36 protein-coding genes are annotated in these 20207 nt (G+C 35.5%); all 36 read left to right on the forward strand.

The features are described 5' to 3' along the window. Positions 1-46: 46 nt before the first annotated feature. The 36 genes from H8707_RS07775 (at position 47) to rplQ (ending at position 19970) form a co-directional block, all read left to right on the forward strand. A complete protein-coding gene (locus tag H8707_RS07775; protein ID WP_262429574.1) occupies positions 47-289 on the forward strand; it encodes a ribosomal L7Ae/L30e/S12e/Gadd45 family protein in 243 nt (80 codons plus the stop codon). 17 nt (positions 290-306) lie between these two features. Then, positions 307-726, forward strand: a complete 420-nt coding sequence (rpsL, locus tag H8707_RS07780; RefSeq protein WP_262429575.1) for a 30S ribosomal protein S12 — start codon at positions 307-309, stop codon at positions 724-726. Positions 727-833: 107 nt separating this feature from the next. Continuing rightward, positions 834-1304, forward strand: coding sequence for a 30S ribosomal protein S7 (gene rpsG, locus H8707_RS07785; protein WP_262429576.1), 471 nt, complete (start codon positions 834-836; stop codon positions 1302-1304). 61 nt (positions 1305-1365) lie between these two features. Further along, the gene (fusA, locus tag H8707_RS07790) at positions 1366-3435 is read left to right on the forward strand and encodes an elongation factor G (RefSeq protein ID WP_262429577.1); all 2070 of its coding nucleotides are present in this window, start codon (positions 1366-1368) and stop codon (positions 3433-3435) included. 23 nt (positions 3436-3458) lie between these two features. Next, positions 3459-4652 carry an elongation factor Tu gene (gene tuf / locus H8707_RS07795; protein ID WP_262429564.1) on the forward strand — a complete coding sequence of 398 codons (1194 nt, stop codon included), beginning with the start codon at positions 3459-3461 and terminating at the stop codon, positions 4650-4652. A 676-nt stretch (positions 4653-5328) separates the two neighbouring features. Continuing rightward, positions 5329-5643, forward strand: a complete 315-nt coding sequence (gene rpsJ, locus H8707_RS07800; RefSeq protein WP_262429578.1) for a 30S ribosomal protein S10 — start codon at positions 5329-5331, stop codon at positions 5641-5643. Between the two features lie 55 nt (positions 5644-5698). Then, entirely contained in the window at positions 5699-6325 is a 627-nt protein-coding gene (gene rplC / locus H8707_RS07805; protein ID WP_262429579.1) for a 50S ribosomal protein L3, read from the forward strand. 27 nt (positions 6326-6352) lie between these two features. Beyond that, positions 6353-6976, forward strand: a complete 624-nt coding sequence (gene rplD / locus H8707_RS07810) for a 50S ribosomal protein L4 (RefSeq protein WP_262429580.1) — start codon at positions 6353-6355, stop codon at positions 6974-6976. Then, on the forward strand, positions 6976-7269 hold the full coding sequence (gene rplW, locus H8707_RS07815; protein WP_262429581.1) for a 50S ribosomal protein L23: 294 nt from the start codon (positions 6976-6978) through the stop codon (positions 7267-7269). The genes rplD and rplW overlap by 1 nt, the downstream gene beginning before the upstream one ends. Positions 7270-7295: 26 nt before the next feature. Then, a complete protein-coding gene (gene rplB, locus H8707_RS07820; protein WP_262429582.1) occupies positions 7296-8129 on the forward strand; it encodes a 50S ribosomal protein L2 in 834 nt (277 codons plus the stop codon). 29 nt (positions 8130-8158) lie between these two features. Beyond that, positions 8159-8443, forward strand: coding sequence for a 30S ribosomal protein S19 (gene rpsS / locus H8707_RS07825; RefSeq protein ID WP_262429583.1), 285 nt, complete (start codon positions 8159-8161; stop codon positions 8441-8443). 21 nt (positions 8444-8464) lie between these two features. After that, positions 8465-8800 carry a 50S ribosomal protein L22 gene (rplV, locus tag H8707_RS07830; RefSeq protein ID WP_262429584.1) on the forward strand — a complete coding sequence of 112 codons (336 nt, stop codon included), beginning with the start codon at positions 8465-8467 and terminating at the stop codon, positions 8798-8800. A 15-nt stretch (positions 8801-8815) separates the two neighbouring features. Further along, positions 8816-9490, forward strand: coding sequence for a 30S ribosomal protein S3 (gene rpsC / locus H8707_RS07835; protein WP_262429585.1), 675 nt, complete (start codon positions 8816-8818; stop codon positions 9488-9490). A gap of 31 nt (positions 9491-9521) precedes the next feature. Next, on the forward strand, positions 9522-9965 hold the full coding sequence (gene rplP / locus H8707_RS07840) for a 50S ribosomal protein L16 (protein WP_262429586.1): 444 nt from the start codon (positions 9522-9524) through the stop codon (positions 9963-9965). Beyond that, complete coding sequence (gene rpmC / locus H8707_RS07845; protein WP_262429587.1) at positions 9955-10161, forward strand: 50S ribosomal protein L29; 207 nt, start codon at positions 9955-9957, stop codon at positions 10159-10161. Before rplP ends, rpmC begins: the two co-directional genes overlap by 11 nt. 6 nt (positions 10162-10167) lie before the next feature. After that, positions 10168-10422 (forward strand): 30S ribosomal protein S17, encoded by a 255-nt coding sequence (gene rpsQ, locus H8707_RS07850; RefSeq protein ID WP_262429588.1) that lies wholly within the window; start codon positions 10168-10170, stop codon positions 10420-10422. Between the two features lie 29 nt (positions 10423-10451). Then, a complete protein-coding gene (gene rplN, locus H8707_RS07855) occupies positions 10452-10820 on the forward strand; it encodes a 50S ribosomal protein L14 (protein ID WP_262429589.1) in 369 nt (122 codons plus the stop codon). Between the two features lie 16 nt (positions 10821-10836). After that, on the forward strand, positions 10837-11151 hold the full coding sequence (gene rplX, locus H8707_RS07860) for a 50S ribosomal protein L24 (RefSeq protein ID WP_262429590.1): 315 nt from the start codon (positions 10837-10839) through the stop codon (positions 11149-11151). Between the two features lie 29 nt (positions 11152-11180). Beyond that, the gene (gene rplE, locus H8707_RS07865) at positions 11181-11723 is read left to right on the forward strand and encodes a 50S ribosomal protein L5 (protein WP_262429591.1); all 543 of its coding nucleotides are present in this window, start codon (positions 11181-11183) and stop codon (positions 11721-11723) included. An 18-nt stretch (positions 11724-11741) separates the two neighbouring features. Next, on the forward strand, positions 11742-11927 hold the full coding sequence (locus tag H8707_RS07870) for a type Z 30S ribosomal protein S14 (RefSeq protein ID WP_262429592.1): 186 nt from the start codon (positions 11742-11744) through the stop codon (positions 11925-11927). Positions 11928-11959: 32 nt separating this feature from the next. Then, complete coding sequence (rpsH, locus tag H8707_RS07875) at positions 11960-12355, forward strand: 30S ribosomal protein S8 (protein WP_262429593.1); 396 nt, start codon at positions 11960-11962, stop codon at positions 12353-12355. Between the two features lie 30 nt (positions 12356-12385). Then, a complete protein-coding gene (gene rplF, locus H8707_RS07880) occupies positions 12386-12925 on the forward strand; it encodes a 50S ribosomal protein L6 (protein ID WP_262429594.1) in 540 nt (179 codons plus the stop codon). A 16-nt stretch (positions 12926-12941) separates the two neighbouring features. Then, a complete protein-coding gene (gene rplR, locus H8707_RS07885; protein WP_262429595.1) occupies positions 12942-13304 on the forward strand; it encodes a 50S ribosomal protein L18 in 363 nt (120 codons plus the stop codon). 17 nt (positions 13305-13321) lie between these two features. Next, entirely contained in the window at positions 13322-13828 is a 507-nt protein-coding gene (rpsE, locus tag H8707_RS07890) for a 30S ribosomal protein S5 (RefSeq protein ID WP_262429596.1), read from the forward strand. Positions 13829-13839: 11 nt separating this feature from the next. Then, positions 13840-14016, forward strand: coding sequence for a 50S ribosomal protein L30 (rpmD, locus tag H8707_RS07895; RefSeq protein ID WP_262429597.1), 177 nt, complete (start codon positions 13840-13842; stop codon positions 14014-14016). Between the two features lie 19 nt (positions 14017-14035). After that, positions 14036-14485, forward strand: a complete 450-nt coding sequence (rplO, locus tag H8707_RS07900; RefSeq protein ID WP_262429598.1) for a 50S ribosomal protein L15 — start codon at positions 14036-14038, stop codon at positions 14483-14485. Continuing rightward, positions 14486-15760 carry a preprotein translocase subunit SecY gene (secY, locus tag H8707_RS07905; RefSeq protein ID WP_262429599.1) on the forward strand — a complete coding sequence of 425 codons (1275 nt, stop codon included), beginning with the start codon at positions 14486-14488 and terminating at the stop codon, positions 15758-15760. Between the two features lie 20 nt (positions 15761-15780). Continuing rightward, a complete protein-coding gene (locus tag H8707_RS07910) occupies positions 15781-16425 on the forward strand; it encodes an adenylate kinase (protein ID WP_262429600.1) in 645 nt (214 codons plus the stop codon). A 43-nt stretch (positions 16426-16468) separates the two neighbouring features. After that, positions 16469-16750: a KOW domain-containing RNA-binding protein gene (locus H8707_RS07915; RefSeq protein WP_262429601.1), complete on the forward strand. Its 282-nt coding sequence runs from the start codon at positions 16469-16471 to the stop codon at positions 16748-16750. A 30-nt stretch (positions 16751-16780) separates the two neighbouring features. After that, positions 16781-16999: a translation initiation factor IF-1 gene (gene infA, locus H8707_RS07920; RefSeq protein WP_262429602.1), complete on the forward strand. Its 219-nt coding sequence runs from the start codon at positions 16781-16783 to the stop codon at positions 16997-16999. Positions 17000-17015: 16 nt separating this feature from the next. Then, complete coding sequence (rpmJ, locus tag H8707_RS07925; protein WP_262429603.1) at positions 17016-17129, forward strand: 50S ribosomal protein L36; 114 nt, start codon at positions 17016-17018, stop codon at positions 17127-17129. A gap of 45 nt (positions 17130-17174) precedes the next feature. Beyond that, entirely contained in the window at positions 17175-17537 is a 363-nt protein-coding gene (rpsM, locus tag H8707_RS07930) for a 30S ribosomal protein S13 (RefSeq protein ID WP_262429604.1), read from the forward strand. 16 nt (positions 17538-17553) lie between these two features. Beyond that, the gene (gene rpsK / locus H8707_RS07935) at positions 17554-17952 is read left to right on the forward strand and encodes a 30S ribosomal protein S11 (protein WP_262429605.1); all 399 of its coding nucleotides are present in this window, start codon (positions 17554-17556) and stop codon (positions 17950-17952) included. A 16-nt stretch (positions 17953-17968) separates the two neighbouring features. After that, positions 17969-18592 (forward strand): 30S ribosomal protein S4, encoded by a 624-nt coding sequence (gene rpsD / locus H8707_RS07940; protein WP_262429606.1) that lies wholly within the window; start codon positions 17969-17971, stop codon positions 18590-18592. 65 nt (positions 18593-18657) lie between these two features. Next, positions 18658-19605, forward strand: a complete 948-nt coding sequence (locus H8707_RS07945) for a DNA-directed RNA polymerase subunit alpha (RefSeq protein WP_262429607.1) — start codon at positions 18658-18660, stop codon at positions 19603-19605. 23 nt (positions 19606-19628) lie between these two features. Then, positions 19629-19970 carry a 50S ribosomal protein L17 gene (gene rplQ, locus H8707_RS07950; protein WP_262429608.1) on the forward strand — a complete coding sequence of 114 codons (342 nt, stop codon included), beginning with the start codon at positions 19629-19631 and terminating at the stop codon, positions 19968-19970. Positions 19971-20207: the final 237 nt, after the last annotated feature.

Raw genomic sequence — 20207 nt, forward strand, 5'->3', positions numbered from 1 at the left:
CTTTAAGTCCACATAATCTTTAAAATGTTTAAAGGAGGGAATCAGATTGATTTCTGAACTCAAAGGAGACAACAAAGTAGTTGGTACTAAACAGGTAAAAAGAGCTTTAAATTCATCTAAGGTAGAATTAGTTTATATAGCTGACGATGCAGAAAAAAGAGTAACCGATGAAATAGTTGAGCTATGTAAAAACAAACAAGTCCAAATTATCCATATTGATACTATGAGAGATTTAGGAAAGGCTTGTGGAATTGACATAAATGCAGCAGTTGCTGCTTTATTAAAATAAAGATAGGAGGTGCCTTGATGCCAACAATAAATCAGTTAATAAAAAAAGGCAGAGAAAAAGTTGTTTACAAATCGAAATCACCAGCTTTAGGAGTGAACCTTAACACTTTGAGGAAGAAAGAAACTACTGTAAATTCTCCACAAAAAAGAGGTGTATGTGTAGCTGTCAGAACAGTTACTCCAAAAAAGCCAAACTCAGCTCTTAGAAAAGTTGCTAGGGTAAGACTTACAAACGGTATAGAAGTAGCTGCATATATTCCGGGAATTGGACACAACCTACAAGAACATAGTGTTGTTCTAATTAGAGGTGGTAGGGTTAAAGATCTTCCTGGAGTTAGATACCATATTGTAAGAGGTACCTTAGATGCTGCCGGTGTAGATAAAAGACAACAGGGCAGATCAAAATACGGTGCTAAAAAACCAAAAGTTAAGAAGTAATTGTGCTTGAAATGCTAAATTTTATTTGATATAGATGCATTTTGCGCACTCACGGTTATTAACCGAGTACCAATGAATCTACTTTAATAGTTAAGGAGGGAAGTAAAGTGCCAAGAAAAGGACATATACCTAAAAGAGAAGTAATGCCAGATCCGATTTATAATGATTTGGTAGTAACAAAATTGATTAACAATATTATGCTTGATGGCAAAAAAGGTATTGCTCAAAATATTGTTTATGGAGCTTTTGACTATATAAGAGAAAAAACCAATGAAGATCCATTGGAAGTATTTTATAAAGCATTGAACAATATTATGCCTGTACTAGAAGTTAAGGCTAGACGTATTGGCGGAGCAACCTATCAGGTTCCGATTGAAGTTAGACCAGATAGAAGGGAAACCTTAGGACTTCGTTGGCTAGTAAATTATTCAAGAGCCAGAGGAGAAAAAACTATGGTTGAAAGATTAGCTAAAGAAATAATTGACGCATCTAATGGTTTAGGTTCAAGCGTTAAGAAAAGAGAAGATACACATAAGATGGCAGAAGCTAATAAGGCTTTCGCACACTACAGATGGTAATTAAATATTCATTTTTATGTGTGGAGGGGGACTTAGATACAATAAGTAAGGAGGAAAAATTGTGCCAAGACAAGTTTCATTAGAGAAAATACGAAATATAGGCATAATGGCTCATATTGATGCAGGAAAGACAACCACCACAGAGAGAATTTTGTTTTATACTGGTAAAATACACAAATTAGGCGAAACCCATGAAGGGGCAGCCCAAATGGACTGGATGGAGCAAGAGCAAGAAAGAGGTATAACAATCACTTCTGCTGCTACAACTTGTATGTGGAAAAATCATAGAATTAACATTATAGATACACCAGGGCACGTGGATTTCACAGTAGAAGTTGAGAGATCTTTAAGAGTTCTTGACGGAGCTGTAGCTGTTTTCTGTGCTAAAGGAGGAGTTGAACCTCAATCCGAGACCGTTTGGAGACAAGCTGATAAATATCATGTTCCACGTTTAGCTTTTGTTAATAAGATGGACATTGTTGGTGCAGATTTCTTTAGAACAATTGAAATGATTAGGACTAGACTTAAAGCCAATCCAATCCCTGTGCAATTACCTATAGGTAAAGAAGATTCTTTCCGAGGGATTGTTGATTTGATTAATATGAAAGCCGAAGTTTATAAAGACGACTTAGGAGAAAAAATTGAAATAACTGATATACCAAAAGAATTAGAACAATTAGCTTTGGAACATAGAGAAAAGTTAATTGAGGAAATATCAGAGCATGATGAAGAATTAATGATGAAATATCTAGAAGGTGAAGAGTTAACAACTGATGAAATAATTAGAGGTATAAGAACTGCTTGTATTAAAGCAAAAGTTGTACCGGTCTTATGTGGCTCTTCTTATAAAAACAAAGGAGTTCAGCCGTTGTTGGATGCGATTATTGATTATTTGCCTTCGCCATTAGATATTCCGCCCGTTATTGGGATTGGTCTAGACTCTGAAGAGGAAGAAGAACGACATTCATCGGATGATGAGCCGTTTTCAGCATTAGCTTTCAAAATAGTTACAGACCCTTATGTTGGGAAACTTGCATATTTTAGAGTATATTCTGGAACATTAAAGTCAGGAAGTTATATTCTAAATCCTATAAAGAGGAAAAAAGAAAGAATTGGTAGAATTCTATTAATGCATGCTAACAAGAGGGAAGAAGTTGAAGAAGCTTATGCAGGAGATATTGCAGCTGCAGTAGGACTTAAAGATACAAGTACAGGAGATACACTATGTGCTGAAGATAAACCTATAGTTTTAGAAACTATGGAATTTCCGGAACCTGTAATTCATGTTGCAATAGAACCAAAAACAAAAGCAAGTCAAGACAAAATGACAACTGCACTTGCTAAACTTTCAGAAGAAGACCCAACATTTAGGACATATACTGATGTGGAAACGGGTCAAACAATAATCGCAGGGATGGGTGAACTTCACCTTGAAATTATCGTTGATAGGCTTCTAAGAGAATTCAAAGTTGAAGCAAATGTAGGCAGCCCACAGGTAGCATATAAAGAATCAATTACGGATAAAGCTGAAGCAGAAGCAAAATATGTAAGACAATCCGGTGGACGTGGGCAGTATGGTCATGTTAAGTTGAGAATAGAGCCTCAAGAATCCGGTGGAGGTTACGAATTTGTCAATGCTATAGTTGGCGGTGCAATTCCAAAAGAATACATCGGAGCTGTAGATCGTGGAATTCAAGATGCTCTCCAAGCAGGTATACTCGGTGGTTATCCGGTATTAGATGTTAAAGTAACTCTATTTGACGGATCTTATCATGAGGTAGACTCTTCGGAAATGGCATTTAAAATTGCAGGTTCAATGGCTGTTAGGGATGCTATTAGAAGAGCAAATCCGGTGCTATTAGAACCTGTGATGAAAGTTGAAGTTATTATACCTGAAGAATATATGGGAGATGTAATTGGAGATATCAACTCAAGAAGAGGAAGGATTGATGGAATGGAATTGAGAAGCGGAGCACAAGTTGTGGATGCTTTAGTTCCTTTAGCAGAGATGTTTGGCTATGCAACCGACCTTCGTTCAAATACCCAAGGCAGAGGGGTATATTCCATGCAATTTAATCATTATGAACCAGTGCCTAAAGCAATTGCGGAAAAGGTAATTGGAAATAAATAGTCTTTTTTAAGGAGGATATAAAGATGGGAAAAGCAAAATTTGAAAGAACTAAACCTCATGTAAACATAGGAACCATAGGACACGTAGACCATGGTAAGACAACACTTACAGCAGCAATCACATTGGTATTGAACAAGAGATTTGGAACAGGTGAATTTATAGACTATGCACATATAGACAAAGCACCTGAAGAAAGAGAAAGAGGAATAACAATATCCACATCTCACGTAGAATATGAAACAGCAAAACGTCACTATGCACACGTAGACTGTCCGGGACATGCTGACTATGTAAAGAACATGATAACAGGAGCAGCACAAATGGATGGAGCAATCCTAGTAGTATCAGCAGCAGACGGACCAATGCCGCAAACAAGAGAACATATTCTATTATCAAGAAACGTAGGAGTACCAAAGATAGTAGTATTCTTAAACAAAGAAGATCAAGTAGATGACCCAGAATTAATTGAACTAGTAGAAATGGAAGTAAGAGAACTGCTATCAGAATATGACTTTGACGGAGACAATACACCAATCGTAGTAGGATCAGCATTAAAAGCATTAGAAGATCCAGACGGACCATGGGGAGACAAAATAGTAGAACTAATGGACGAAGTAGACGAATATATACCGGAACCAAAAAGAGACACAGACAAACCGTTCCTAATGCCAGTAGAAGACGTATTTTCAATCACAGGAAGAGGAACAGTAGCAACAGGAAGAGTAGAAAGAGGAGTAGTAAAATCAGGAGATTCGGTAGAAATCGTAGGATTAGCCGACGAAGCAAGAACAGTAGTAATAACAGGAGTAGAAATGTTTAGGAAACTCCTAGACGAAGCGCAAGCAGGAGACAACATAGGAGTATTGCTAAGAGGAGTACAAAGGAATGAAATAGAAAGAGGTCAAGTATTAGCGAAACCGAAATCAATCCACCCTCATACAAAATACGAAGCAGAAGTATATGTACTAACAAAAGAAGAGGGAGGAAGACATACACCATTCTTTAACGGTTATAGACCACAATTCTATTTTAGAACAACCGACGTAACAGGAGACATAAGATTAGAAGAAGGCGTAGAGATGGTAATGCCGGGAGATAATGCAAAATTTACTATAGAACTGATCACACCGATAGCAATAGAAGAAGGCTTAAGGTTTTCAATACGAGAAGGTGGAAGGACAGTAGGATCAGGAGTAGTAACAAAGATAATTGAATAAGAAAGGGGAGGGGGACCTCCTTTTTTTTATCAATTCACAATTGAAAAGACAGTGAAGAGTTAAGAACTAAGAGTGAAGAGTTGAAAAACAAAAAAAGATAAGTAATAGGTAATAGGTAAAAGGTAAAAACATAGTGAATAACTAACAGTGAATAGCGAATAACACCGAAGGTGTCATTCTGAACGCTAGAGAAGAATCCCATAGTATTTTAGAATATCAATAATAGAGATCTTTAGATTTGCTCGGTAGAGATCTTTCAATTTATGCTCAGGTACCATAGGATGACAATAGCAGTGATTATTCTGCATAAGATGGATCATAGATCTTAGCTCTCATCGTTTTTTAATTGTGAACTGTGAACTGTGAACTGTGAATTACTTAAATAATTTTCAATTATTTAAGTAAAAAAGCTTGTATTTTAAAATTGTTTAGTGTAAACTATACTAGTGTAATTTACGACATGCGATGAAGCAAAAGGTGGCCTCGTAATTAAGGCTTGTTTATCGGATTGAGTGCGAGGGGAATTTTTGCGGAGAATGTCCGATTTAAAATCGGGCGGCTAAGACTCATGTATTTTTCTTTTAAAAAAAATACAACACACCCGGATGGGTGTATCGGCGTCTATAGTCGCATGTATTTAGTAGGAATAAAGCATGCGATAGAAGGAGGGAATTATATGTCAAACAAGAAACAAAAAATAAGAATCAGGTTGAAGGCTTATGATCATGAATTGCTGGATGCATCAGCTCAAAGAATTGTTGAAACTGCAAAAAGAACAGGCGCGACTGTTTCAGGTCCGGTTCCACTACCTACAGAGAAGGAAGTTATAACTATACTGAGAGCAGTTCATAAATACAAAGACTCTAGAGAACAATTCGAACAAAGAACTCATAAAAGATTAATCGACATTCTCAATCCAAATCAAAAGACTGTAGATTCATTAATGAAATTGAATTTACCGGCAGGCGTAGATATAGAGATAAAGTCATAATTACTTTATATGATTACCGAGGGTAATCCGCTGTAAAATAATAGGAGGTGCAACGATGAAGAATATGTTAGGAATAAAGATAGGAATGACTCAAATCTTTACCGAAGATGGAACGGTGATTCCTGTATCTGTAGTAGAATCAGGGCCATTATATGTTGTGCAAAAGAAAACTATAGATAAAGACGGCTATAATGCAATACAAGTAGGGTTTACTGATGTTAAGGCAATCAGAGTAAATAAACCTAAAAAAGGACACTTTGATAAGTCTAATGTTGGATATAAAAAATTCTTAAGAGAAATCCGTGTAGATAATATAGATGATTTCCAAATAGGTCAAGAAATCAAAGCTGACGTATTTGCTGAAGGAGATATGGTAGACGTTACCGGTACTTCAAAGGGCAAAGGTACAGCCGGCGTTGTAAAGAGACATGGGTTTGGTAGAGGCAGGATGTCTCATGGATCTAAATTCCACAGGAGACCAGGTGGATTATCAGCAGGAACATATCCGGGAAGAGTATTTAAAGGGCACAGAATGATGGGAAGAATGGGTAATGAAAGAGTTACAGTTCAAAACTTACAAGTTGTTCGTGTAGATGCAGATAAGAATTTACTTCTAATTAAAGGCGCTATTCCGGGACCTAAAAAAGGGCTTGTATCTATAAAAGCTACAGTTAAAAAGTAATAATACCTACAGAAGGGAGGATTAAAAATGCCTAAAGTAAATGTTTATAACATGTTAGGGGAACAAGTTGAAGAAATTGAATTAAGTGAAAATGTGTTTGGCGTTGAAATAAACGAACATGTAGTGTATGAAGTTGTTAAAAACCAACTTGCAAATAAAAGGCAAGGAACACAATCTGCTAAAACCAGAGCCGAAGTAAAAGGTGGAGGAAGAAAACCTTGGAGACAAAAAGGTACAGGTAGAGCTCGTCAAGGAAGTATAAATTCTCCTCAATGGACGGGTGGAGGAGTTGCCTTTGCGCCAAAGCCAAGGGATTATAGCTATCGCGTGCCTAAAAAGGTAAGGAGACTTGCTATGAAATCCGCACTAACTTCGAAGGTTCAAGAAAACGAAATAATCGTTGTTGATGAATTGAAATTTGATGCTCCTAAAACTAAAGAGATGGTTAAAGTATTGAATAAGCTAAATGCTGATAAAAAGGCTCTTATAGTTTTGGATGCTAAAGATGTGAATGTAATAAAATCAGCAAGTAATATTCCAAATGTACAAACAACTCTTGTTAATACATTGAATGTATATGATATATTAAAATACAATTCATTTATAATCACTAAAGATGCAGTAAGAAAAGTGGAGGAGGTGTATGCATAATGCGTATTCCGCACGATATTATCATTAAACCGATAATTACTGAAAAAAGTATGGAAGATATGGAATCGGGCAAATATACTTTTGCTGTTGATAAAAGAGCGAATAAATCTGAAATAAAAAGAGCTATAGAAAGTATATTTGGAGTTAAGGTAGATAAGGTAAATACAATGAATATGCTTGGTAAAGTAAAAAGGCAAGGAATGAACAGCGGAAGAAGACCAAGCTGGAAGAAGGCCATTGTAAAATTAACAGAGGATTCTAAAAGGATTGAATTCTTTGAAGGAATGCAATAAAAAGCATCATAGAAGGAGGGAAAATAATGAGCGTTAGAAAATTTAGACCTACTTCCCCTGCCCTAAGACAGATGACGGTTTCAACATTTGAAGAAATAACAAAAACTGAACCCGAGAAGTCTCTATTAGTTAATTTAAACAGAAGTGGAGGAAGAAACTCTCAAGGGAGAATAACTATACGTCATAGAGGTGGCGGAGCTAAGAGGAAATATAGGATTATAGATTTTAAAAGAGATAAAGACGGTATTCCTGGTCGAGTTGCAGCTATTGAATATGATCCAAATAGAACTGCAAATATTGCACTTATATTCTATGCAGACGGTGAAAAAAGATATATTCTTGCACCAAACGGAATTAAAGTTGGAGATGTTATTGAATCAGGCGAAAATGCTGATATTAAAATAGGGAACACTTTAAAATTAAAAGACATCCCGGTTGGAACTACAGTTCATAATATTGAATTAAAACCTGGAAAAGGTGCTCAATTAGTTAGATCAGCCGGAGCTGAAGCACAACTTATGGCTAAAGAAGGTAAATTTGCACAGCTTAGACTTCCTTCAGGGGAATTCAGGCTTATAAGCGTAGAGTGCCGTGCAACGATAGGCCAAGTTGGAAACATTACACATGAGAATATAACTATAGGTAAGGCTGGAAGAACAAGACATATGGGAATTAGACCTACTGTTAGAGGTAGTGCAATGAACCCTGTAGACCATCCACACGGAGGTGGAGAAGGTAGAGCCCCTGTTGGTATGCCTGCACCATTAACTCCATGGGGGAAACCGGCTTTGGGACTTAAGACTAGGAAGAAGAATAAAAAATCTGATAAATATATCGTAAGAAGAAGGACTAAGAACTAATAATTTAAAGCCTGAAGGAGGGAAAAATTATGGGTAGATCTGTAAAAAAAGGACCTTTTATTGATGATCATCTACTAAAAAAGATTGAAGAATTAAATAAAGCGAATGATAAAAAAGTCATTAAAACTTGGTCTCGCCGTTCAACTATATTCCCGGAAATGGTTGGTCATACAATTGCAGTACATGATGGAAGAAAACATGTTCCAATTTATATAACAGAAGATATGGTAGGACATAAATTAGGTGAATTTGTTGTAACAAGGACATTTAGAAGTCACATTGACAAGAATGAAAAATCATCCGGTGTTAGATAGAAAGTGAAGGAGGGAATTTAAGTGGAAGCTAGAGCTATAGCTAAATATGTGAGGATTTCACCTCGTAAGGTACATTTCATATGTGATGAAATTAGAGGGAAGCAAGTAGATGAAGCTCTTTCAATTCTTATGTTTACACCAAAAAAAGGTGCTAGAATTCTTGAGAAGGTGCTAAGATCTGCAATTGCTAATGCTGAAAACAACTTTAATTTAGATAGAGAAGATCTTTATGTCTATAAAGCTTTTGCGAATGATGGACCTAGAATGAAAAGATATAGACCGAAAGCAAAAGGAATGGCATACCCAATTATAAAAAGAAGTAGTCACATTGGAGTAGTGGTTAAAGAACGTGAGTAGAAGGAGGGATAGTTTATGGGCCAAAAGGTTAACCCACATGGATTAAGAGTAGGTATAATTAAGGACTGGGATTCAAAATGGTATGCGGACAAAAAGTCTTTTAATGAGTTTCTTATAGAAGATTATAATATTCGTGAATATGTTAAAAAGAAATTATTTATCTCTGGAATTTCAAAAATTGAAATAGAAAGAGCTGCAAATAAAATAAAAGTTACTGTATACACTGCTAAACCAGGGATGGTTATAGGTAGAGGCGGTGCAGGTGTTGAAGAATTAAGACTTGATATTGAGAAATTAACAAAGAAAAATGTTGTAATAAATGTAGAAGAAATAAAGGTTCCGGAATTAGATGCTCAACTTGTTGCTGAAAATATTGCATCACAATTAGAGAGAAGAGTTACCTTTAGAAGAGCTATGAAACAAGCAATTCAAAGAACTATGAGAGCAGGCGGCAAGGGAATAAAAACTTCTGTATCAGGAAGATTGGGCGGAGCAGATATGGCTAGAACTGAAGGATACAGTGAAGGCACTATTCCACTACAAACTTTAAGAGCGGATATTGATTATGGTTTTGCAGAAGCTAATACAACTTATGGTAAGCTTGGCGTTAAAGTATGGCTTTATAAAGGAGAAGTTCTTCCTACTAAAAAGGAGAAACAAGTAGAAGAGCCTAGAACAATAGAAGAATAACCTAATGCTGTAGGAAGGAGGAAAAGTAAAAATGTTAATGCCTAAGAGAGTTAAATATCGTAGAGTTCATAGAGGAAGAATGAAAGGTCAAGCACATCGCGGTAATACAATTACTTATGGTGAATTTGGTTTACAAGCATTAGAACCGGCTTGGATTACTTCCAATCAAATAGAGGCAGCAAGACGTGCTATGACAAGATATATCAAAAGAGGCGGAAATGTTTGGATAAAAATATTTCCAGACAAACCTGTCACAGAAAAACCTGCAGAAACTCGTATGGGTTCCGGTAAAGGATCTCCGGAATATTGGGTGGCTGTAGTTAAACCGGGCAGAATTTTATTTGAAATGGGTGGTGTCTCTGAAGAGGATGCCAGAGAAGCTATGAGATTAGCTGCTCACAAATTATCCATAAAAACTAAATTTGTAACTCGTGAAGAAGCACAAGAAAAGGGTGGTGAAGCTAATGAAAGCTAAAGATATTCGCTTAATGTCAGAAAAAGAGTTAAATGAAAAATTAATGGAGTTAAAAGCGGAATTATTTAACTTGAGATTTCAAATGGCTACAGGTCAATTAGATAACCCCTTGAGAATAAATGAAGTCAGAAAAGATATAGCTAGAATTAAAACTATCATCAGAGAACGAGAACTAGGTATAGGAAAGGAGGTTTAGTCCTGAATGGAAAGAGGAAATCGCAAGGTTAGAATCGGTACGGTTGTAAGCAATAAAATGGATAAAACAGTTGTTGTTGCAATTGAAACTTTTGTAACACATCCTTTATATAAAAAGCAAATTAGGAAGACTACAAAATTTAAAGCTCATGATGAAGAAAATGCATGTGGTATTGGTGACGTAGTTAAAATAATGGAAACTAGACCACTTAGTAAAGATAAAAGATGGAGAGTTACAAGTATTATAGAAAAGGCAAAATAGTCCTTTGAACTAGGGAGGAGGTATTCTAGATGATTCAAACAGAGAGTCGTATGAGGGTAGCTGATAATTCGGGCGCGAAAGAAGTATTGGTTATCAGAGTGCTTGGTGGAACTAATAAGAAATATGCAAGTGTTGGAGATATAGTAATTTGTACGGTTAAAAGTGCAACACCTGGTGGGGTTGTTAAAAAAGGTGATGTAGTTAAAGCTGTTGTGGTTAGAACTAAATCCGGAATTAGAAGAAATGACGGTTCCTATATTAGATTTGATGATAATGCTGCTGTAATAATAAAGGATGATAAGAACCCGGCTGGAACACGTATATTTGGACCTGTAACTAGGGAATTGAGAAAAGGAAACTTTATGAAAATTATATCCCTAGCACCGGAAGTACTATAACAAGGAGGTGTAAATTATGCATGTAAAGAGTGGAGATACTGTTGTAGTTATATCTGGAAAAGACAAAGGGAAAACGGGTAAGGTCTTGGTTGCTTTACCAAAAGAAAACAGAGTAATCGTTGAAGGCGTAAATATGATTACAAAGCATAAAAAAACTATGGGGCCAACTCAACCGGGAGGCATTGTTAAATACGAAGGGCCTATCAATGTGTCCAAGGTGATGTATTATTGTGAAAAGGATAAAACGGGCGTTAGAATTGGTCATAAGTTCTTATCAGATGGTAAAAAGGTAAGAGTATGCAAAAAATGCGGAGAAGTATTAGATAAATAGACATTTATGATATGAGAGGAGGTAAAGGAATGGCTTCCAGATTAAAAGAAAAATATAATAATGAAGTTATACCTGCTTTACTGGAAAGATTTCAGTATGAAAATATTATGGAAGTTCCCAGATTAGAGAAAGTTGTAATTAATATGGGAGTTGGAGAAGCTAAAGACAATCCAAAAGTTCTTGAAGCTGCCGTAGGTGAATTGGAAACAATTACAGGGCAAAGGCCTGTTATTACTAGAGCAAAAAAATCAATAGCTAACTTTAAAATACGTGAAGGAATGAAAGTAGGTACAAAGGTTACTCTTAGAGGAGAAAGAATGTACGACTTTTTAGATAAATTAATGAATATTGCTTTACCTAGAGTTCGAGATTTTAGAGGGGTTAGCGATACTTCTTTTGATGGCAGAGGGAATTATGCATTAGGAATTAAAGAACAATTAATTTTTCCTGAAATTGAATACGATAAGGTTGAGTCCATAAGAGGGCTTGATATAATAATTGTTACGACTGCTAAGACTGATGAAGAAGCTAAAGTATTCCTTGAAAAAATGGGAATGCCCTTTAAAAAGTAAAGAAGGAGGGAATAAATTTTGGCAAAAAAATCTATGATAGCTAAGCAACAAAGGAAACAAAAGTTTAGCACTAGAGAATACAATAGATGCAAAATATGTGGAAGACCTCATGCATATTTAAGGAAATATGGCATATGTCGTATTTGTTTTAGAGAATTAGCATATAAGGGTCAAATCCCCGGAGTAAAAAAAGCAAGCTGGTAGAGTATACGTTATGAAAGGAGGTAGCTGTTATTATGATGACTGACCCAATTGCAGATATGTTAACCAGAATTAGAAATGGGAATAATGCAAAGCACGAATCAGTTGATATTCCTGCTTCAAATATTAAAAAAGAATTAGCTCAAATCCTGTTGGATGAAGGATTTATTAAAGGATTTGATATTATAGATGATGAAAAACAAGGTATAATTAGAATTGACCTTAAATATGGAAATCACAATGAAAAAGTAATCAGCGGAATCAAAAGAATTTCCAAACCGGGATTAAGAGTTTATGTAAAAAACGATGAGATTCCAAGGGTATTAGGTGGTCTTGGAATTGCAATTCTATCCACATCAAAAGGAATAATGACTGATAAAGACGCAAGAAAACAAATGGTGGGTGGAGAAGTAATTTGTTATGTATGGTAAAAGGACTAGAAAAGGATTGGAGGTGCACTCATGTCAAGAATAGGATTAAAACCAATTACCATTCCAAGTGGTGTTGAAATCAAAGTTGACAATGACAATATTGTTGAAGTTAAAGGACCTAAAGGTCAATTATCCGAGCGTATTAATCCAGATATGGATATTAAAATAGAAGGTGGTATACTAACAGTTGATAGACCATCAGATATTAAAAGATATAAATCCTTACATGGTCTATCAAGGACATTAATTTCTAATATGATTATAGGAGTTACAGAAGGTTACTCAAAATCATTAGTAATTGAAGGAACAGGATACAGAGCTGCAAAACAAGGAAATAAACTGGTGTTGACTATGGGATATTCTCATCCGATAGAACTGGTTGATCCAAAAAATATTGAAGTAGAAGTACCGGAACCAAATAAAATTGTTGTAAAAGGAATCAGCAAACAACAAGTTGGAAGTTATGCAGCAAAGATTAGAGATTTTAGAAAACCGGAACCATATAAAGGCAAGGGTATTAGGTATTCAAATGAAGTTGTCAGACGTAAGGTTGGTAAGACCGGTAAGTAGAAAGGAGTGAGAATATATGCTTAAGAAGGTAAATAAAAATGAAAATAGAAAAGCAAGGCATGAAAGAGTAAGGAAAAAAGTATATGGAACTCCTGAAAGACCTAGACTCAATATCTTTAGAAGTGGGAACCATATATATGCTCAAATAATAGATGATGCAAAAGCTCATACATTAACTCAAGCTTCCACTCTGGATAAAGGATTAAACCTTTCTTCTACTAATAACAAGGAAGCTGCTAGAGCTGTTGGGAATTTAATTGCTAAAAAAGCTTTGGATAAAGGCATTGAAGAAGTTGTCTTTGATAGAGGCGGATATTTATATCACGGAAGAGTTAAAGAACTTGCTGACGGTGCAAGAGAAGCAGGACTTAAATTCTAATAGAAGGAGGGGAATAAATGGAACGTTCATATATTGATGCAAGTGAATTAGATTTGCAAGAAAGAGTCGTTAATATAAATAGAGTTACTAAAGTAGTTAAGGGCGGTAGAAACTTTAGATTTAGTGCACTTGTTGTAGTTGGAGATGGAAACGGACACGTTGGTGTTGGTATGGCTAAAGCATTAGAGGTACCTGAAGCTATTAGGAAGGCTATTCAAGATGCTAAAAAGCATGTTATCGAAGTTCCCCTAGTTGGGACTACAATACCACATGAAATTACCGGAATTTATGGAGCAGGCAGAGTACTGCTTAAGCCATCAAAGGAAGGTACCGGAGTTATTGCAGGTGGAGCGGTGCGTGCTGTATGCGAGCTTGTAGGAATAAGAGACATAAGAACTAAATCTTTAGGAACTAACAATCCTAGAAACGTAGTAAATGCTACAATGGAAGCACTCAAGGGATTAAAAAGAGCTGAGGACGTTGCTAGATTAAGAGGCAAATCAGTGGATGAAATTTTAGGCTAGGGGGGATAAAGATGGCTACAATCAAAATCAAATTGGTTAAAAGTCCAATAGGGAAACCTGAAACCCATAGGAAAACAATAAAAGCTCTTGGATTAAGAAAGATTGGCCAAGTAGTTGAAATGAATGATACCCCTCAAATTAGAGGCATGATACATCAAGTAGACTATATGGTTGAAGTTATAGACTAAATTAAAGGGAGGTGTACCAATGAAATTACATGATTTAAGACCAAATGAAGGTGGAGGCTCTAAGGCAAGAAAGAGACTTGGAAGAGGAATCGGATCTGGTCTTGGAAAGACATCAGGTAAAGGACATAAAGGTCAAAATGCAAGATCCGGCGGAGGTGTTAGACCGGGTTTTGAAGGTGGCCAAATGCCTTTGTTCAGAAGACTACCGAAGCGTGGTTTTACAAATATATATGCAAAAGAATATGCGATTATTAATATAGATGATTTGAATAAATTTGCTGATAATACAGTGGTTACTCCTGAATTACTATTTAGTGAAGGCGTAGTAAAGAAAGGAAAAGCCAAGGACGGCATTAAGATTCTCGGAGATGGAGAATTAGCAGTCAAACTTACTGTTAAAGCACAGAAATTTAGTAAAACTGCAGCAGAAAAGATTGAAGCTGCTGGAGGAAGGGTTGAGGTGATATAGATGTTGTCAACCTTGAAAAATGCATGGAAAATACCAGAGATTAGAAAAAAGATTATATTTACAATTCTTATGTTATTGGTATTTAGATTGGGTTCAGCTATACCAGTACCCTATATGAACAAAAAAATTATCGCTAGTTTTTTTAGCGGTGGAGAAGGCGGCATATTTCAGTTATTAGACTTAATCAGCGGTGGAAATATGAGTGACTTAAGTGTTTTTGCAACCGGAATAGGGCCATATATTACGGCTTCAATTGTTATTCAACTCTTAACTATAGCTATACCTAAATTAGAAGAGCTGGCTAAAGAAGGAGAAGAAGGCAGAAAGAAGATAAATAAATATACTAGGTATGCAGCTATTGCTTTAGCATTGATTCAGGCAATTGGGTTTACCTTTGGCTTATTTAAACCTGCTTTGGAAGCAGAAGGTGTGCTTCAAAGATCAATAGTAATAATTTCTATGGTAGCTGGTACAGCATTTTTAATGTGGTTAGGGGATCTCATCACTGAAAAGGGTATAGGCAATGGTATTTCCCTAATAATCTTTGTAGGTATTATATCTAGACTGCCTAGCAGTGTTTTCAATATGATTAAGTTAGCAATGATAGGGAAGCTAAATATAGTTAAATTATTGATATTTGGCGTGGTATTCTTAGGGATAATTACAGTTGTCGTAGCTTTACAAGAAGCTGAAAGAAGAGTAGTTGTACAATACGCCAAAAGGGTAGTAGGTAGAAAAATGTATGGTGGTCAAAGTACTCATATACCTATTAAAGTGTCAATGGCAGGAGTTATGCCGGTAATATTTGCTTCATCATTACTTGCATTACCACAGACTATTGCACTATTTTCAAAAGGTGGAGTTTCAACATTCATTACTAAGTATTTAACTCCACAAGGATCAGTTGGTATTTGGATTTACTCGATATTAAATGTAGTTTTGATTATGTTTTTCACATATTTTTATACAGCTATTCAATTTAATACTGTAGAATATGCGAAGAATTTGCAACAAAATGGAGGTTTCATACCGGGGATTAGACCTGGAAGACCTACATCCGATTATTTGACTAAGGTAGTCAATAGAATAGTATTTGTAGGTGGTTTATCTCTAGCGGTATTGACCTTATTACCAATTATTTTATCGAAGATATTTGATATGAACATTAGCTTTGGTGGAACTGCAATTATAATTGTAGTTGGAGTTGCTCTTGAAACAGTAAAACAGATAGAAGCACAAATGTTAATGAGACATTATAAAGGATTTTTAAAATAAGCTATAGGAGATGAAATAGCATGAGATTGGTACTACTAGGACCTCCGGGAGCTGGGAAAGGTACTCAAGCATCAGCTATAGTTGAAAGATATAAAATTCCACATATTTCAACTGGGGATATTTTAAGATTAAATATAAAAAATGGTACTAAACTTGGCATTGAGTCTAAATCTTATATAGATAAAGGTTTGTTAGTACCAGATGAATTGGTTGTTTTAATAGTTAGGGATAGGCTTAAAGAAGACGATTGTAAAAATGGATTTTTATTAGATGGTTTTCCTAGAAATGTTAAACAAGCTGAAGCCTTAGATTCTGAACTAAAAGCTATGGGTATAAAATTAAATGGAGTTGTCAATATTCAAGCAGATAGGGATGTATTAATTGAAAGAGCTATGGGCAGAAGAATATGTAAAGAATGCGGAGCAACCTATCATATAAAATACAATCCCCCTAAGGTAGAAGGTATTTGTGATTTGGATGGATCTCGACTATATCAAAGAGATGATGATAATGAAGAAACTGTTAGAACACGTATTGATGTATATCATGAGCAAACACAGCCTTTAATTGATTATTATCAAAAAAAAGGACTATTACTTGATATAGACGGAACTAAATCAATAGATGAGATCACCAATTCCATACTTGATGAACTTGAGAGTTAATATGTCAAAAGACATCATAAAGGTCCATAAAGAGGTGAATTTAATGGATTCAACTAGTGACATAGCCATTGGTCAAGTGGTTAAGTCAAGAGCTGGCCGAGATAAAGGTAGGATATTTTTAGTTCTTGGGGTAGTCGATGACCAATATGTTTTGGTAGTCGATGGGGACTTAAGAAAACTAGATAATCCTAAGTTAAAGAAGGTTAAACATTTAATTATATATAATACTGTTTTACCGGAATTCAAACTAAAACTTGATTCAAAAATTAAGATTAATAATGCGTACGTTAGAAAATTGTTAGAACCTTTCAATAAAAGTTTCTAAAATTGTTTGAACAGGAGGTTCGAAAACCTAATGGCTAAAAAAGATGTTATTGAAGTAGAAGGTACAGTTGCAGATGCTTTACCTAATGCCATATTTAAAGTAAGGCTTGAGAATGGTCACGAAATTTTAGCCCATATTTCTGGGAAACTTCGTATGAACTATATAAGGATACTTCCTGGAGATAAAGTAACAGTTGAACTATCGCCCTACGATTTGACACGAGGAAGGATTACTTGGCGAAACAAGTAGTATAGGAGGGATTTAAATGAAGATTAGACCATCTGTTAAAAAGATGTGCGAGAAATGTAAAATCATTAAAAGACATGGAAAAGTAATGGTTATCTGTGAAAATCCAAAGCACAAACAAAGACAAGGTTAATGGATATATTAAGTGAGATGAAGATTTTAGGAGGTGTAGACTTTAATGGCGAGGATAGCAGGCGTAGACTTACCAAGAGATAAAAGGGTTGAAATTGGACTTACTTATATTTTTGGCATAGGAAGATCAAGATCCAATGAGATTCTAAAGAAAGCAGGAGTTGATCCCAATACAAGAGTTAGGGATTTAACTGAAACAGAAGTATCTAATTTAAGAGCTGTTATTGATACTTATCATGTTGAAGGTGATTTAAGAAGAGATATAGCTTTAAATATTAAGAGATTAAAAGAGATAAATTGTTATAGAGGAATAAGACATAGAAGGGGACTCCCGGTTAGAGGTCAAAGAACTAAGACCAATGCAAGAACTAGGAAAGGCCCTAAAAGAGCAATTACTAAGAAAAAATAGGAAAGGAGGAGGTTAGATGGTAGCAAAAAAAGGCAAAGCAACTCGTGTAAAAAGAAGAGAGCGTAAAAACATTGATAGAGGTCAAGCTCATATTTCTTCATCTTTTAACAATACCATGGTTACATTAACAGATTTACAAGGGAATGTTCTTTCATGGGCAAGTGCTGGTCAACTAGGATTTAGAGGTTCCAGAAAATCTACTCCTTTTGCAGCACAACAAGCAGCTGAAGAAGCAGCTAAGAAAGCAATGGAACATGGATTAAAGACTGTGGAAGTTTACGTTAAAGGACCCGGTTCAGGCAGAGAAGCTGCTATAAGGTCATTACAAGCTGCAGGATTAGAAGTAAATATGATTAAGGATGTTACTCCAATCCCACATAACGGTTGTAGACCACCAAAACGTAGAAGAGTTTAATAGGAGGTGCAAAAAAATGGCAAGATATACAGGACCCAGTTGTAGATTGTGCCGTAGAGAAGGTCAAAAATTATTTCTTAAAGGCGATAGATGTTATACAGATAAATGTGCTATAGCAAAAAGAAATTTTGCACCTGGTCAACACGGACAATCAAGGAAAAAGGTTACAGAATATGGTTTGCAGTTAAGAGAAAAACAAAAAGTTCGTAGATTCTATGGGATTTCAGAGTCTCAAATGACTAAATATTTTAATATGGCTGATAAAATGCGAGGTATCACAGGTGAGAATTTACTAAAGATACTGGAATTAAGGTTAGACAATGTTGTATATAGAATGGGTTTGGCATCATCAAGAGCCGAAGCTAGACAATTGGTTACTCATGGACATTTTCTCCTAAACGGTGTCAAAACAGATATCCCATCGCTTCTAACTACGGTCGGAGATGTAATCCAAGTTAAAGATAGAAGCAGAAATAGTGAGAAATTTAAATCATTAGTGGAAAACCATAATGGAAATATTGTTCCATGGTTAAATATAGATTTAGATGCTTTAAAGGGAACTATTGTCGCTGAACCAACAAGGGAAGATATAGATATTCCAGTAGAAGAACACTTAATCGTTGAGTTATATTCCAAATAATATATATAACAATATCAGTTGCCCTCGTCCTTTAATAATTAAAAAATCAAGGAGGGTTTGTATTAATGATAGAAATTGAAAAACCTAGAATAGAAATTTTAGAATTGAATGAAGAAGGAAATTATGGCAAATTCGTTGTAGAACCACTTGAAAGAGGATATGGTACTACTCTTGGAAATTCTTTAAGAAGAGTGTTGCTCTCTTCCTTACCGGGAGCAGCTGTATCAAATATCAAAATTCAAGGAGTACTTCACGAATTTTCCACTGTTCCAGGAGTACTGGAAGATGTTCCAGAAATCATCCTAAACATTAAGGGAATTGCTTCTAAATCATATTCTGAAGAGCCTGTTACATTGCTTATTGATGTAGTAGGACCTAAAGTTGTTACAGCTGGTGACATAATCACCGGACTTGATGTTGAAATTGTTAATAAAGATCATTATATAGCTACAGTTAATGAAGATGGCAGGCTATATGTAGAAATGGAACTTGTAAAGGGTAGAGGGTATGTTGTATCTGAAAAGAATAAGAAGGAAGGGCAACCAATTGGAGTAATTCCTATAGATTCTTCTTTTACCCCTGTTAACAAGGTAAACTTTAGCGTTGAAAACACCAGAGTAGGTCAAATTACAGACTATGATAAGCTTGTACTTGAAGTTTGGACAAATGGAACTATGAATGCAGATGAAGCTACTTCATTAGGAGCAAAAATACTTACAGAGCACTTAAATCTTTTTATTGGGTTAACTGAGCATGTTAATGACGTAGAAATAATGGTAGAAAAAGAAGAAGATAAAAAAGAGAAAGTTCTTGAGATGACTGTTGAAGAATTAGACCTTTCTGTAAGGAGTTATAATTGCTTAAAACGTGCAGCAATTAATACAGTAGAGGAATTAACCCAAAAGACTGAAGAAGACATGATGAAAGTAAGAAATCTTGGAAAGAAATCCCTTGAGGAAGTGCAAAGAAAGCTTGCTGAATTAGGGTTAAGTCTTAAAAGAAGTGATGAGTAATCTGGTTGCAAGGAGGGATAAATGTGACAACATTAAGAAAACTTGGTCGTCCTACAGCTCATAGAAAAGCTATGCTAAGAAATCAAGTTACTTCTGTTTTAAGAACCGGTAGGATTGAAACTACAGTTACTAGAGCAAAAGAAACAAAGAGAATGACAGATAAAATGATAACTCTTGCCAAAAGAGGAGATTTGCATGCTAGGCGTCAAGTATTAGCATATGTGTATGATGAAGATGTAGTAAAGAAGTTATTTGATGAAATCGGACCTAAATACGCTGACAGAAACGGTGGCTACACAAGAGTTTTAAGAGTTGGTCCTCGTCGTGGTGACGGCGCTGAAATGGCAATATTAGAATTAGTATAAAGGGTTGGGGATTAAGTTTGAGCTTAGTCCCTTTAGTTTTAACTTAAGAGCAGTTAAAACTAATTCACAATTTGCAATGCACGATTCTTCACTCTTATTTCTTGGCAAATGGTTTATGAGTAAATTGTTTTTAAGACCATAAAGCTCGACCGTAACAATTGTGAATTGTGAATTGTGAATTGTGAATTGTGAATTGAAATAAGTGTACCTATATGTTATAGTGTTTTATGGAAATAA

This window comes from Paratissierella segnis, assembly GCF_014385195.1.
In the GTDB taxonomy this organism is placed as follows: Bacteria; Bacillota; Clostridia; order Tissierellales; family Tissierellaceae; genus Paratissierella; species Paratissierella segnis.